13 protein-coding genes are annotated in these 13,703 nt (G+C 68.4%); 4 read left to right on the top strand and 9 right to left on the bottom strand.

Annotated elements, in window-relative coordinates:
• Positions 1-59 precede the first annotated feature (59 nt).
• From AB0M15_RS31845 to AB0M15_RS31825, 5 genes are all read right to left on the bottom strand, one after another.
• Positions 60-830, bottom strand: coding sequence for a DUF4097 family beta strand repeat-containing protein (locus tag AB0M15_RS31845; protein ID WP_363826311.1), 771 nt, complete (start codon positions 828-830; stop codon positions 60-62).
• Between the two features lie 119 nt (positions 831-949).
• On the bottom strand, positions 950-2,191 hold the full coding sequence (locus AB0M15_RS31840; RefSeq protein ID WP_363826308.1) for a hypothetical protein: 1,242 nt from the start codon (positions 2,189-2,191) through the stop codon (positions 950-952).
• Positions 2,188-2,838, bottom strand: coding sequence for a hypothetical protein (locus AB0M15_RS31835; RefSeq protein WP_363826305.1), 651 nt, complete (start codon positions 2,836-2,838; stop codon positions 2,188-2,190). The genes AB0M15_RS31840 and AB0M15_RS31835 overlap by 4 nt, the downstream gene beginning before the upstream one ends.
• Positions 2,835-4,082 carry a hypothetical protein gene (locus AB0M15_RS31830; protein ID WP_363826302.1) on the bottom strand — a complete coding sequence of 416 codons (1,248 nt, stop codon included), beginning with the start codon at positions 4,080-4,082 and terminating at the stop codon, positions 2,835-2,837. The genes AB0M15_RS31835 and AB0M15_RS31830 overlap by 4 nt, the downstream gene beginning before the upstream one ends.
• A 266-nt stretch (positions 4,083-4,348) precedes the next feature.
• A complete protein-coding gene (locus AB0M15_RS31825) occupies positions 4,349-6,208 on the bottom strand; it encodes an acyl-CoA dehydrogenase (protein ID WP_363826299.1) in 1,860 nt (619 codons plus the stop codon).
• Between the two features lie 87 nt (positions 6,209-6,295).
• Here AB0M15_RS31825 and AB0M15_RS31820 point away from each other — a divergent pair, with 87 nt between their 5' ends.
• Entirely contained in the window at positions 6,296-6,814 is a 519-nt protein-coding gene (locus AB0M15_RS31820) for a histidine phosphatase family protein (protein WP_363826294.1), read from the top strand.
• On the opposite strand, the gene AB0M15_RS31815 is transcribed toward AB0M15_RS31820, so the two are convergent.
• The 3 genes from AB0M15_RS31815 to AB0M15_RS31805 form a co-directional block, all read right to left on the bottom strand.
• Positions 6,802-7,728, bottom strand: a complete 927-nt coding sequence (locus tag AB0M15_RS31815; protein ID WP_363826285.1) for an endo-beta-N-acetylglucosaminidase H — start codon at positions 7,726-7,728, stop codon at positions 6,802-6,804. The two genes, AB0M15_RS31820 and AB0M15_RS31815, sit on opposite strands and share 13 nt — an antisense overlap.
• 111 nt (positions 7,729-7,839) lie before the next feature.
• Positions 7,840-9,222, bottom strand: coding sequence for a hypothetical protein (locus tag AB0M15_RS31810; RefSeq protein WP_363826282.1), 1,383 nt, complete (start codon positions 9,220-9,222; stop codon positions 7,840-7,842).
• A complete protein-coding gene (locus AB0M15_RS31805) occupies positions 9,219-9,719 on the bottom strand; it encodes a SigE family RNA polymerase sigma factor (RefSeq protein WP_363826279.1) in 501 nt (166 codons plus the stop codon). The genes AB0M15_RS31810 and AB0M15_RS31805 overlap by 4 nt, the downstream gene beginning before the upstream one ends.
• An 82-nt stretch (positions 9,720-9,801) precedes the next feature.
• Here AB0M15_RS31805 and AB0M15_RS31800 point away from each other — a divergent pair, with 82 nt between their 5' ends.
• The 3 genes from AB0M15_RS31800 to AB0M15_RS31790 are packed head-to-tail and all read left to right on the top strand — an operon-like array spanning position 9,802 to position 13,176.
• On the top strand, positions 9,802-11,082 hold the full coding sequence (locus AB0M15_RS31800; RefSeq protein ID WP_363826276.1) for an MFS transporter: 1,281 nt from the start codon (positions 9,802-9,804) through the stop codon (positions 11,080-11,082).
• Positions 11,082-12,260 carry an anhydro-N-acetylmuramic acid kinase gene (locus tag AB0M15_RS31795; protein ID WP_363826273.1) on the top strand — a complete coding sequence of 393 codons (1,179 nt, stop codon included), beginning with the start codon at positions 11,082-11,084 and terminating at the stop codon, positions 12,258-12,260. The genes AB0M15_RS31800 and AB0M15_RS31795 overlap by 1 nt, the downstream gene beginning before the upstream one ends.
• A gap of 10 nt (positions 12,261-12,270) precedes the next feature.
• Complete coding sequence (locus AB0M15_RS31790) at positions 12,271-13,176, top strand: alpha/beta hydrolase (protein ID WP_363826268.1); 906 nt, start codon at positions 12,271-12,273, stop codon at positions 13,174-13,176.
• Here the strand turns inward: AB0M15_RS31790 and AB0M15_RS31785 are convergent.
• The gene (locus AB0M15_RS31785; RefSeq protein WP_363826263.1) at positions 13,166-13,639 is read right to left on the bottom strand and encodes an AAA family ATPase; all 474 of its coding nucleotides are present in this window, start codon (positions 13,637-13,639) and stop codon (positions 13,166-13,168) included. The two genes, AB0M15_RS31790 and AB0M15_RS31785, sit on opposite strands and share 11 nt — an antisense overlap.
• Positions 13,640-13,703: the final 64 nt, after the last annotated feature.

Raw genomic sequence — 13,703 nt, 5'->3', positions numbered from 1 at the left:
CCCTCCTAAGGTTATGTAACTCCAGCGTACGAGGTACCCGACCGTAAACCTACGGAGAGTCAGCGCGCTGCGAGTGTGACGTCACCGCTGGTGGTGCTGGCGTCGATGGTGTGGCCGCCGTCCGGGTCGTTGCCGAGGGTGTTCTCGACCTCGCCGCTGTGCGTCTTGGTCTGCACCTTGTAGCCGCCGGCCGGTGCGGTCACCTCGACGTCGCTGCTGGTGCCCTCGGCCCGTACGTCGGTGGCCTCGTCGAGCTCGAGCCGCATGTCGCCCGAGGTGGTCTCGACGTTCACCGGCCCGCCCCTGAGGTGCTTGGCCTCGATGTCGCCGGAGTTCGCCTTGACCTCCAGCTTGCCGGCCAGCCCTTCGATCTCGACGTCCCCCGACGTCAGGTCGAGCTTCACGTCACCCGTGATGTCGGCCAGCGCGACCTTTCCCGACCGCGAACTCGTCTCGACCCCACTGGCCCCGGTGACGGACAGATCGCCGCTGCCATTGGAGCCCGTCACCTTCGTCCCCCGCGGCACGGTGACGACGAAGTCGGCCCGGCACTGCCAGCCGCAGTCGCCGTCGAGCTTCAGCGTCTCCCCGTCGACCTCGAACGCGTCGCCGTGCTTGACCAGCCAGTACGACCGCTTCTCCTGGACCGTCGTCTTGTCCACGTCGGCCACCTTGATGGTGACGTCGGCGTTCGGCGAGTCCAGCCGGACGACGGAGATCTTGTCGGTCACCTCGTGCGTGGTGTTCGAGTCCTTGTCCCCGAACGTCCACAACGCCATCCCGGCCCCCGCCACCAACAGCAGCGCCCCTACTTGCCCGGTCGTAGCCATCGCCATCCACCTCTGCTCGGTCCCCGCCCTTGTCGCTCGACAGTAGGCCGGTACGCCGTACCGCCGGATCAGGCAGAACCCCCAGACCAGCCCTGACGCCAGGCTCAGGGAGAAGGGCCTCAGGACCGGTACTCACCCCGGCTCACGGCAGCGGGAAGGTCGTCTGTCAGCGCGCCGAAGAAGGTCCGGGCCCACAGGTCGTCGCCGTGCCAGTAGGGTCCGTCGTCTCCAGGCAACGAGGCCGGCGCCTTGCCGCTCCGCAACGCCCGCCGGCAGTCAGCACACAACGGCAGAGCCAGCGTGGCGCCATCGGAGTCCACCTGGGTCGGTCGCCCGGATGCCCTTCCATGCAAGGGATTGAAAGCACACAGCGGCTGTACTACGCCAGGCTTGCGCCCGGCCGCCAGAGCCTTCGCCACGTCGTACTCGCGTCGCCCCTGATCCAGCAGCACCATCGCGCCGACCACGTCGACCAGATCGCGGGAGGCGTCGAGCACCCGCCCGGCCGCGTCGTGGCAATCCAAGGCGAGCTGCTGGTGTCGTAGCCCCGCACCAGCCGCTGTCGGCAAGGCGGCGAGGTCTGACCCGAGCTGGGTGAGCTCCGCAGTCGTCTCGGCGGTCAACCGCCGGCGGCGCTCGGCGGCCACCGTCGCGGCGACGTGTGGCGGAATACTGAAAGCCTTCTCCCTGCGAGGGGTCGAGACCTTAGCCGGACCGCCGCGCCGCCGCAGACCGATGAAGAGTCCGAGGGCGATCATCAGCACGACGACGCCCGCGATGATGCCCAGGGCAATCGTCCCGCCATTGCCGTCGTCCTCGTCATCAGCAGGTGCCGTGCTGTCTCCGGACTTCGTACGCGCCGGCTGAGGCAGCGCAGGACCGGCCAGCAACTCGTAGAAGCGGGTCAGTACTTCCGTAGGCCCGGCGTCATAGCCCGTGTCGTCGAGCGCACGCTGCCGAGCCGGGCTGAGCTTGTCCTCGTCGAGTTGCGGGAGGTCCTTCGCCTCGTACCAGGGAAAGCGCTCACCACCATCGACCACGACATACAGACCCGGTTTGCGGAGCGCGTCGGAGACGAGTGTGATGACGTTCGACTCCTTGCCCTGGAACGCGTCGCTCGGTGTCAGCGGGAGGACGATCGTGTAGACCGGATAGCCGAGTGCCTTGGCCTTCGCCCGGACGCCGGTCCGCTGCGTCTCCGGTAGCGCCGGGGCGTAGATCGGGTCGATGTAGAGCGGGTCCTTCGCCAGCGCTGTGGCGATCTCCTTCGCCCGCTCGGCCGGCGTCTGGTTCCCCGCGGCTGTGGCGGTCAACGGAGCGGCGACGAAGAGCAGAGCGAGCAGAACCACAAGGCGCCTCACGGCCGACCTCCACGTCGATGGGCGACCAGCGCCGCCAGTCCCAGTACGGGCAGGGCGAGGAGCGCCCCGCCCAGGAGCCCGAGCGTCAGGCCGCCCAGACTGTTGCCGATCGCCGACTTCACCGTGAACCGGTCGTCGTCATCGTCGTAGCTCGACTCCGGCTCGACCGGCAGTGCCGCGGTCCTGGCCGGGTCCTTGTCGTAGCGGTCGTTGAACCGGACCGAATCCAGGTAGTCGCCGACCTGCCCGGCCACACTCTCGTCCTTGGTCGCGTACGTCGTCCCGTAGGTGCTCGCCGCGACCAGGTGAGCCGCACCGATCACCGTGTAGCCGTCCACGACCAGGTAGAGCCCTGGCTTCCCGTTGCTCACCGCGAGCCAGCCCGCCAGCCGTACGGTGTCGCCCTTCTCCTGGAACCAGGCCCCGGTCGGCAGTAGGGCGACATACACCGGCACCTGCGCGGAGGCGACCCGTTCGACGACCCCTGTGGTGTCCACCGAGCTGTAGAGCGGATCGACGTACAAGGGAGTGCTCTTCCACGCAGCGACCGCGGCCGTGACTCGTGGATCCGTAGGAACCTCAGCAGCTGCCGCAGGTAGTGCAAACAGGAACAGACTCGCCAGGACCAACAACCCGAAGCGTTTCACCGGTCGCCCCTTTCGACGCGCTCGGCGAGGTCGTCCTCGAGGGCGCCGAAGCCGGTGGCCACCAGCGGCTGCTCCTTCGGGTTCAGGGTCCAGTACGGCACAGCCTTGTGGTCCAGTCGCAGCAGGCCGGACCTCATCCACACCATGAACCCCTTCGGTGTCTCGCCATGCTCCAGCACCTTCGCGCAGCTCGCACAGGCCGGTACTTCGGTCTCGTCGGACCAGGCCGCCTGGACAGTTCCCGGCTCATGCAGTGGGTTGAAGAAGCACGGTGGCCGGACTCCGGTGCCGCTGGCTGCCTCGTGCGCCTGCCGGGCGAGTACGAACGCTCCGGCGGGAGCGGTGAGGTCATCGGACTCGTCGGCGCGCAACGTACGGGCTGCGGCCAGCCGTGCCTTGGCGTCGTCGCGCTGGTCGAGTACCTCGGAGGAGACATCGGTCCGGGAGATCTGCGTTTCGAGGCGCTTGAGGGTCTTGCCCGCCTTGACGATCCAGCGGTCGGCCTTGCCTCGGACGGACCAGACGTCGACCGGACCGGTGAAACCGCTCTGGGTGCCGCGCTTCCGCGGCGCCGATCGCCGGTCGCGGCTCCGCAGCGTCAGCACGATGACGAGGACGAAGCCGAGCACGCCGCCGACGCCCATCCCGATGAACGCGGCACGATCGCCCTTGTCCGTCGCGGAGAGCCCGTCGTCGTACCGGCGCTCCGGCGTCAGGTCATCGGCCGGGACCGGGGGCAGCGCGCGGCCGTCGTACGCCGTCGCGGCCTGCTGGATCGTCCGGACGATGCGCGGAGCGGGCCGGTCGGTGACGATCTTGTTGTCCTGCTTGTCGTCGAGCTGTACGCCGGTGAGGTCGCGCCCCTTGAGCCCACCCGGCCGGATCAGTGTCTCGCTGCCGGCCCAATAGTCGTCCGAGACGGTCCACACCAGGTAGAGCCCGGGCTGGCCAACACGTGCCTGCAACAGCGTGGGGAGGTCGAACGACTGCTCTCGCGTGTACGGCGTACGGGGTAGCAGGGCGATGTACACGGGGAAGGGGACTGTGCGGGTGGCGGCGCGGATCCGGTCCAGCTCGGCCTTCGGGAATCCGGGCCGCAACGCGTCGTAGACGAAGAGGCGGTCGGTTTTCCAGTTGGCGGCGATCTGGTCGGGGAGCTCGGGTGGAGCTGCGGCTGCCGGGGACGGGGCGAGGAACGCGAGGACGGCAAGGAGCACGCCGAGGCGGGGGATTCGGGCGGACATCGCGCTCAGCCTACGACGGGTCGGGTGGTCCACCTCTGCACTGACGCTCCTGTGGTCGTGCCGGTTCCGAACAGCCCCTGAATAGCCGCAGCCCTGGCTCGGACAGGGGAGACCGGGCCAGGGTTGCGGTACCGCAGGGCGAAACTCTTCCGTGGAACGAACGCCCTGGGCAGGGCAGATCCACGGGCAGCAGGGGGCAAGCAAGGGGCAGAGAGGCGACCCGCCGGACGGGAGGGGGGTAACCGTCCGGCGAGTCGCCCCTCAGATCAGAAGGCCGACTCGGGCAGGTCCATCACGTCGAGGTCGGTCAGTTCGGCCTTGATCCGCTCGGCGCGGACGGTCGGCATCGTCGAGCGGACGAACCACTGCGCGGCGGCCAGCTTGCCGGTGTAGAAGTCCTGGTCGGCCGGCGACAGCTCGCCACCCAGCTTCTCCAGCGCGACCTCGGCCTGCCGCAGCATCAGCCAGGAGCAGACGACGTCGCCGAGCACGTAGAGCAGCCGGGAGGTGTTCAGGCCGACCTTGTAGATGTTGCGCGGGTCGCCGTTCTCGGCCTGCGGGTTGCTCGACATCAGCGCCTGGCCCATCACGCCGAGGATCTTCTGGGTGTCCTCGAGGCCCTTGGCGAGCAGCCCGCGCTCTTCCTTCAGCCGGCCGTTGCCCGCCTCGGAGGCGACGAACGCCTGGATCTGCTCGGACAGGTGGCCGAGGGCCTGGCCTTGGTCCTTGATGATCTTGCGGAAGAACAGGTCCTGGCCCTGGATCGCGGTGGTGCCTTCGTACAGGGTGTCGATCTTGGCGTCGCGGACGTACTGCTCGATCGGGTAGTCCTGCAGGAAGCCGGAGCCACCGAAGGTCTGCAGCGACTCGGTGCCGAGCAGCGTCCAGGACTTCTCCGAGCCGTAGCCCTTGACCAGTGGCAGCAGCAGGTCGTTGACCCGCTCGGCCTCGAGGTCGTGCTCACCGGCGTACCGGGCCTTCTCCGCGCGGTCCTGGTACGTCGCCGTGAAGAGCACCAGCGCGCGCAGCGCCTCGGAGTACGCCTTCTGGGTGAGCAACGAGCGCCGTACGTCGGGGTGGTGCGTGATCGTCACCCGGGGCGCGTCCTTGGCCGGGTTGGTCAGGTCTGCGCCCTGCACCCGGGCCTTGGCGTACTCGAGTGCGTTCAGGTAGCCGGTCGAGAGGGTGGCGATCGCCTTGGTGCCGACCATCATCCGGGCGTACTCGATCACCTGGAACATCTGCGCGATGCCGTCGTGCACCTCGCCGAGCAGGTAGCCCTTCGCCGGGGTGTTCTCGCCGAAGGTGATCTCACACGTGGTGGAGACCTTGATGCCCATCTTCTTCTCGACGTTCGTGACGAAGGCGCCGTTGCGCTCACCGGTCAGCTCGCCGGTCTCCGGATCGAAGTCGTACTTCGGCACGATGAAGAGGCTCAGCCCCTTGGTGCCCGGGCCGCCGACTCCCTCGACGCCCTGCGGGCGAGCGAGCACCAGGTGCACGATGTTCTCGGTCATGTCGTGCTCGCCCGAGGTGATGAACCGCTTGACGCCCGCGATGTGCCACGTGCCGTCGTCCTGCAGCGTCGCCTTGGTGCGCCCGGCGCCGACGTCGGAGCCGGCGTCCGGCTCGGTCAGCACCATCGTCGCGCCCCAGCCGCGGTCGATCATGATCTGGGCGATCTTCTTGTCCCGCTCGGTGCCGTTGCGCCACAGCACGTGGGCGAAGTTCGGGCCGGCCGCGTAGATGTGCACGGCCGGGTTGGCACCCAGCACCATCTCGGCGGCGGCCCAGCGCAGCGAGGGCGGGGTCGGCTGGCCACCGAGCTCCGGCGGCAGCTCTAGCTTCCACCACTCGGCGTCCATGTAGGCGTGGTAGCTCTTCTTGAACGACTCCGGCATCCGCACCTCGTGGGTCGCCGGGTCGAACACCGGCGGGAAGCGGTCGGCGTCCTCGAACGACCCGGCCAGCTCGTTCTTCGCCAGCCGGTCGATCTCCGACAGCACCTCACGGGCGGTGTCGACGTCCATCTCGGCGTACGGGCCCTGACCGAGCACCTCACCGCGGCCGAGCACCTCGAGCAGATTGAACTCGATGTCCCGCAGATTCGACTTGTAGTGGCTCACAGGGTTCCCCTACCTCTAGCTAATACTCACGAGTAACTTAAGTATATACCGGCCAGTAACGAACGCAAAGCAGATTGACTGTGAGCCATGCCGACGACGCTGATCTACGAGACGCACGCCACCACGCTGGACAACGAGCAGGGCATCGCCACTGGGTGGTTGCCGGGCGAACTGTCCGCGGCCGGCCGCCAAGAGGCGGTCGAGCTGGGCGCCAGGCGGCAGAACGTAGATGTGGTCTTCAGCTCGGATCTGCGCCGGGCGGTGCAGACGGTCGAGCTGGCCGGGCTCGAGGTGCCGCATTTCGTCGACTGGCGGTTGCGGGAGTGCAACTACGGGGAGCTCAACGGGCGGCCGCGGCCGGAGTTGGAGCCTCGGCTTGCGCGGGTGGATGTGCCGTTTCCGGGCGGGCAGAGCTACCGCGAGGTGGTCGAGTCGACCAGGTCGTTCCTCGGGGACATCAGAAGGCTGTATGACGGAAGCACGGTGCTGGTCGTCGCGCACTCGGCCAACAGGTGGGCGTTGCAGCACCTGTTGGCCGAGGAGTCGCTGGAGGACGTGGTGGCTGCGCCGTTCGACTGGCAGCCGGGGTGGATCTACGGGGTGTAGGCGGTGTTGCTGCCGTAGAGCTTCTGGGTGATGGCGGACAGGTAGGTGGCGGTGTTGGACTCGGTGAGGTTGTAGGTGAGGAAGACGCCGTAGCCCTCGGAGATCGTCCGCTGGGCCAGGCTGACGGCGGTGCTCTGGCTGGTGGCGGTGTACGAGATGGCGGCCGGGGAGAGCTTGGACTTGGAGCTCGGGCCGCTCGGGACGCCCCAGGTGCCGTAGTACGGGTTCCAGGCGTAGTTGAAGGTCTCCCGGATGCTCTGGCTGCCGCTGACCAGCCGGTCGGAGGCCGGGCCGATGTCGTACAGGGTGATGAGCTTGTTCGGGAGCTTCGCGCGCAGTGCCTGGACCAGCCAGATGAACGAGTCGGCGTTCGGCTGGCCGGTGCCGTTGTTGCCGTACTCGACGTACTCGTCGTCGAAGTCGATCCCGTCCAGGCCGTAGCGGTTGACCGCGTCGGCCAGCTCCTGCGCGAACGCCTCGGCGGCCACCTTGGTCGGGAAGTTCGCGAACCCGGCGCCCTGGTGGTTGCCGAGGATCGAGAGCAGGACCTTGATGCCCTTCTGCTGCAGCGGCCGGACCTGGGTGGCGACGTTGTTCAGCACGTTCGTCACCTGCGGGTTGAAGAACAGGTACGCCTTCTTGGTGGTCGTGTCGTAGTTGATGTTCGCCGCGAAGATCACCGCGACGTCGATCACCTGCGCGCCACCGTTCGCCAGCTTGTACTTGCCGGCGCTCAGCATGCTGTGGTCGTTCACTTCGATGTAGGCGACCGTGACCGGGCCGGTCTTGGCGGCCGCGCGGCACTCGCGGCTCGCGGCGGCCTCGGCGGGGATCGCCGCGCCGGTCGCGGCGACGGCGGACGTCGCCGCGAGACCGGACAGCAGGGTTCGTCTACTGATGTTCGCTGGACTCATCGATCAGCTCCTGGTGGAGGGCGGGCGGGTGATCGCTAAACCGGTATAGCGGATCGATCCTCAACCGGAGCGGACGTTGTGTCAAGGCGTTGCTGCGGACAGTGATGAGTCTCAGGGCAGCCAGACGATGTGAGTGCTGGTCCCGAGCGTGACCTTGACCGAGGCCTTGGAGCCGGCCGGGACGAGGAGTGCGTTCTTGCGCGGGGCGCTCCAATGGCCCGTGCCGTAGCGGTAGGACAGGTTGGCGTCCTTGGCAGCGACGGCCCAGCCCTGGCCGCCCGGCAGCTTGATCTTGACCGGCAGCGGCGCCGTCGGGTCCGGTACGCCGCCCTGCACGATCTTCGCCTGGCCGCTCTTCGGGATGACCACCGCGTAGACGTGGGTTGGATCCGGGTCGAGTTGGAGTTCGCTCAGCAGCACCGTCGAGCCGTTCGGGGTGAGCCCGTAGCCCACCCAGGCCGGAAGGTAGGTGCCTTGGGTGCTCGGGTCGCTCTGGCCCACGACGGCCAGCAGGAAGTCCTCGTTCGCACCTGCGGCCAGGGCGTCGGCTCCGTCCGTCATCGGCCAGGTGACCTTCACAATCGAACCGTCGGGCTGTTTGTCCCCGGTCCAGAGGCGCTGGTCGAAGTCCTCGGTGCTCGTCGACGGCGGCAGTCCGTTGACGACCTGGTAGTTCTCGTGCTCGTCCGGTGGCACCAGACTGACCTGAAGCGCGTACGGATCGGTGCCGAGCGGGACCTTCACCACGCTGACGCCGTCCTCGAACTTCAGCGGCGTGTACTTCCGGACGCTGCCGCCGGCCTTGGTGTACTCGCGCTTGTACGCCCAGCCCATGTACTTGCCCAGGTCGATCACGACCATCGCCTGCTGCTTCTTGGCGGGGCCGGTCACGAACGCCGCGTCGAGCGAAGGGCCGGGGGTCGGGTAGCTGCCGGTGACGTAGACGACCTTGCCGGCCGCGTCCGTACCGACGTAGCCGACCAGCGTGTGGATGCCTTCCCGGTCGATCTGCATATTGCCGTGCTCGTGCAGGAACGAGTTCTGGACGACGATCGCGGCCTTGCCCGCCGGCGTGTTGCCGGCCCAGTAGACCTTCGACTCCCCGCGGAGGTCGTCGTAGATGCCGCGTTCCTTGTCGTACCCCTTCATCCGGCCCTGCTCCCAGGCGGCGACCGCGGCCGCGAGGAAGGCCTTGTCACCGGCCAGGTCGCCCCGGGTCGGGCCCTTCATCATGAAGCCGTACGGATCGCCGCTGCCGATGCCGCCGGAGTCGTTGATGTTCGGGTGGGCGGGGGCTGGCGTCGGCAGGTACTGGATCACGGTGCTCGCACCGGCGATGGCAGCCAGGGTCAGCCCGGCCGCGACCAGCGCGGTCAGCCGGCGGCGGCGCAGGCGCGAGGTACCGCCCTTGCGGACCCGGTGGACGAGGTCGGAAGGGGCATCGACGTGGTCGACCGCGGCGGTCAGCCGGTGCTTGAGTTCGGTGTCGGTCATCGCAGTCCCTCCAGAATCGCTGGTTCGGTGATCAGCCGGAGTTTGTCGAGCGCGCGGGACGTCTGGCTCTTGATCGTGCCGACCGAGCAGCCGAGTGCCGCGGCGGTCTGGGCCTCGGTGAGGTCTTCGTAGTACCGGAGCACGATCACGGCCCGCATCCGGGGCGGCAGCTCCTGGAGCGCGGTCACCAGCTGGTCGCGGGCGACGATGTCGTCGGCGCGGTCCGGGCTGGGCTGGTCGGCGTGTTCGGCGACCAGTGATTCGGGCCTGCGGCCCCTGCGCCGCCAGCGGTTCGCGACCAGGTTGGTGAGCGTCTTGCGGGCGTACGCCTCGGGGGCGGTGTGGATCCGGCGCCAGCGCACGTAGACGCGCTCGTAGACCTCCTGGACGAGGTCCTCCGCCGCCGGACGGTCGCCGGTGAGCAGTACTGCCGTGCGCAGCAACCTCGTCGAGGTTCCCCGCACGAAGTCGTCGAAGTCGTCGCCCCGGGTGACCATTCGACCCCCTTCTGTCTCGTTACCGGTAATGACACCGGCCCGATGGGGAAGGTTGCTTGGAGACGGCTAGGGAAGGAGCACGATGAGTATTGCGAGTATCGAGGCCCAGCGGACCAGGCGGTCGCTGGTGGCGGGCACGGTCGGCAACTTCGTCGAGTGGTACGAGTTCGGGGCGTACGGCTTCTTCGCGACGGTGATCGCGGCGAACTTCTTCAGCAGCACCTCGACCAGCGATGCCGAGAGCCTGATCAAGACCTACGCCTCGTTCGCGCTGGCGTTCTTCTTCCGGCCGATCGGCGCCGCGGTCTTCGGCCGGGTCGGTGACCGGATCGGGCGGCGTCCCACGCTGATCCTGGTGCTGCTGCTGATGACCGGATCGACCACGCTGATCGGCGTCCTGCCGACGTACGCGACCGTCGGGGCGGCGGCGCCGTGGCTGCTGACCCTGGTGCGGGCGTTGCAGGGGCTGTCGGCGGGTGGTGAGTTCGGCGGAGCGGTGTCGATCATGACCGAGTTCGCGCCGCGGACGAAGCGCGGTCTGTACGGCGCGTGGCAGTCGTTCACCGTCGCGCTCGGGCTGCTCGTCGGGGCGGGGCTCGCGGCGGTCCTGGCGACGGTACTGAGCAAGGACGCGCTGAACGACTGGGGCTGGCGGGTGCCGTTCCTGCTCGCGCTGCCGCTCGGGTTGGTCGCTTTGTGGCTGCGTCTCAGGCTGGACGAGACGCCTAGCTTCGCGAAGGCCCAGGATCAGCCGCCGGCGGACAAGGCAGAGGTAGCCAAGGCGATCGCGCTCGGCATCGGGCGGCTGATGGGCTGGTCTGCGGCGGGGTACACGTTCCTCGTCGTGATGCCGTCCTACCTGCAGGCGACGCTGCATGCGACCTTCCAGCAGGCGCTCGTGGCGACCGTGCTGGCCAACCTCGGGTTCGCGGTCTCGATCATGCCGGCGGGCTGGCTGAGCGACCGGATCGGGCGGCGGCCGGTGATGGTGACGGGGGCTGCGCTGGTGGTCGTACTGGCGTTGCCTTTGATGAACCTGCTCCAGGACGTCGGGAGCTCGAACGCGGCGAAGGGGGCGGCGGTCTTCGCCGCGGGACTCGTCGTCGGGTTGATGGCTGGGCCGGGACCGGCCATGCTGGCAGAGATGTTCCCCACCAGAGCGCGGTACACCGGACTCGGACTCGCCTATTCGCTGTCGAACGCGGTCTTCTCGGGCTCGGCCGGCCTGATCATCACCGAACTCATCAAGCGGACGAAGAACGTCGACATCCCGGCGTACTACGTGATCGCCACCTGCGCGGTCTCCGTGATCGCGTTGCTGACGCTGCGCGGCGACGACCACCGACGCGAGTTGCGCGACTGATGCGGGTCATCGGCCTGATGTCAGGCACCTCGTACGACGCGATCGACGCCGCGGCGGCCGATCTGCGGATCGAGGACGGGCAGGTCGTGCTGACCCCGTTGGGCCTGTTGAGCCAGCCCTATCCCCTTGCTCTGCAGGAAGAGTTGGCTTCATCGTTGCCACCGGCATCCACAACACTCGAGCAGGTCTGCCGGCTGGACACCGGGATCGGGCAGGCGTTCGCCGGCGTTGCAGCGCAGGCTGTCGAGCAGTTGTGTGGTGGGCATGCCGACCTGATCGTGTCGCACGGGCAGACCGCCTTCCACTGGGTCGACGAGGGCGAGGTGCGTGGCACGTTGCAGCTCGGGCAGCCCGCCTGGATCGCCGAGGCGACCGGTACTGCCGTCGTATCCGACCTGCGGACCCGCGACGTCGCCGCTGGCGGGCAGGGCGCTCCATTGGTCAGCATCGTGGATGTCCTGTGGCTACGCGGCCGCCCCGGTACGCCGGTCGCCCTCAACCTCGGCGGGATCGCCAACATCACCGTCGTCCCGGCCGTGGACGATCCGATCGCCTTCGACACCGGGCCGGCCAACGCGCTGATCGATGCGGTCGTGCGGGAGGTCACCGCTGGGGAGTCCACCTTCGATGCGGACGGGGTGATGGCCGGGCGGGGACACATCCACCCGGTGTTGTTCGACCGCCTGCTGGCCGAGCCGTACTACGCGCGTCCCGCGCCGAAGAGCACTGGCAAGGAGTTGTTCCACCTCGGCTACCTGGCTGAGGCGATGACCGGGCTTCCCCCGATCGAACCGGACGACCTGGTCGCCACGGTGACCGCATTGACGGCTCGGACGGTGGCGGACGCAGTACGCGCGCATGGCGGGACGGAGATCATCGCGGCCGGGGGTGGGATCCGCAACCCGGTGCTGATGCATCTGCTGGCCGAGGAGCTTCGTGGGGCGCCGTTGCTGGCTACTGATGAACTGGGGATGCCGTCGGCGGCCAAGGAGGCGTATGCGTTCGCAGTACTGGGCTTCCTGACGGTGAATGGGCTCGGTGGGACTGTGCCGAGCTGTACCGGGGCACGGCACACCAGCGTGCTCGGCTCGATCACGCCTGGGGCAGGACCGCTGCCGGTGTCGCCGCGGCCCAAGTGGGCGCCGGTGGGGTTGTGCCTTGACCCGGGCATCGTGTGACGATCCAGCGGTGATCAAGGCTCAGGAGATCGTCGTCGACGGGCGGCCGGCGTTGTTGACCGTGCCTGCCGAGGTACCGGTTCGGGCCGGGGTTGTTGCGCTGCACGGGTCCAGTAGCTCGTCATTCGAGCAGCCGATCTTCGAGCACCTCGCCGCCACGCTGGCGCCGTTGGGGGTCGCGGTACTGGCTTTCGAGCGGGCGCCTTGGCCGTACGATGACGTGGACATCCCGTTCGGCGTACAGGCTGCGGGTGCTGTTGCCGCGTATCAGGAGTTGAAGCTGCACTTCGACGTACCGGTGGGGTTCTGGGGCGTTAGCCAGGGTACGTGGGTGGCGGCGCTCGCTGCGCAGCAGTTGCCCGACACGGCGTTCTTGCTGCTGCTCGGGTGCGCGGGGGTGAGTCCTGCCGAGCAGATGCGGCATGCGACGGAGCTGTCGGTGCGGCGGGCTGGGTACGGCGATGAGGCCGTCGCCGGGGCGCTGGAGATCCGGGATGAGGTTGCTGAGCTACTGCGTGGCAAGGGGCGGGGTGAGGTCGCGCGGGACTCGGCGGAGCGGGTGGCGGTGGATGAGCTGCTGCAGCGACAGTCGGGTGAGCCGTGGTTCGACCTGGCCGGGATCCCGGTTGACCTGGGCGATGAGCTGCCGGTGTGGCATGAGATCGACTTCGCGTCCGAGCCGCTCTACGCGACCGTGAAGTGCCCGGTGCTGCTGATGCACGGCGAGGACGAGGCCAATCTGCCGGTACCGGAGACGCTGGAAGTCTGGCGACGGGCTGCGGCCACCTCGGGCAACACGGCTGTAGAGAGCGTGCGGATCCCAGGGGTCGGTCACTGGCCGGGTACGCCGGATCGCTCGGTGGAGGGGATCAGCGAGGACTACAGCGCGATCCTGCGCGACTGGTTCACTCGTTGACCCAGGCAAGGATCAGCCGGGCGGACTCCTCGGGCGTGCCGTCTCCCGGCACGGACCGGGGGACCAGCTTGCGCAGCTCGACGGCGTCCTCGAGCGCGTCGGCGATCTGCTCCTCCGGCCAGCCGCGCTCGGCCAGCCGCTTGCGGCGGATGGCGTCGGGGCAGTCGAGGTGCAGCCACCGCCCCTCGGGCAGCTCGGTCGGTACGCCTGGGGAGAGCAGCAGCATCGGCGTACCCGAGCGGCGGACGAGCTCGGTGATGCGCAGCCACAACGCGTTGTACGCGGGCCAGTTCGGCGCTGCGGACTTGTCGGCGATCGCGATGCCGAGCACCCGGCCCTCATGGTCGAGCAGCTCGTCCATGTCCATCACGACCAGCGGCCGCGAGCGCAGCCGGAGCAGCTCGGGGACCACGGTCGACTTGCCCGCGCCCGGTGCGCCGGTCACCACGAACAACCTCGTCACGCCACCATTTTCACCTCCCTCGTCAAGCCTCCGCAGGTTGACCTTCAGGTTGGTCGAAGACCCA

It is taken from the genome of Kribbella sp. NPDC051718 (assembly GCF_040681515.1).
Lineage (GTDB): Bacteria > Actinomycetota > Actinomycetes > Propionibacteriales > Kribbellaceae > Kribbella.
The sequence above is the reverse complement of the archived record's forward strand: the minus strand, read 5'-3'. Positions and strand labels throughout refer to the sequence as shown.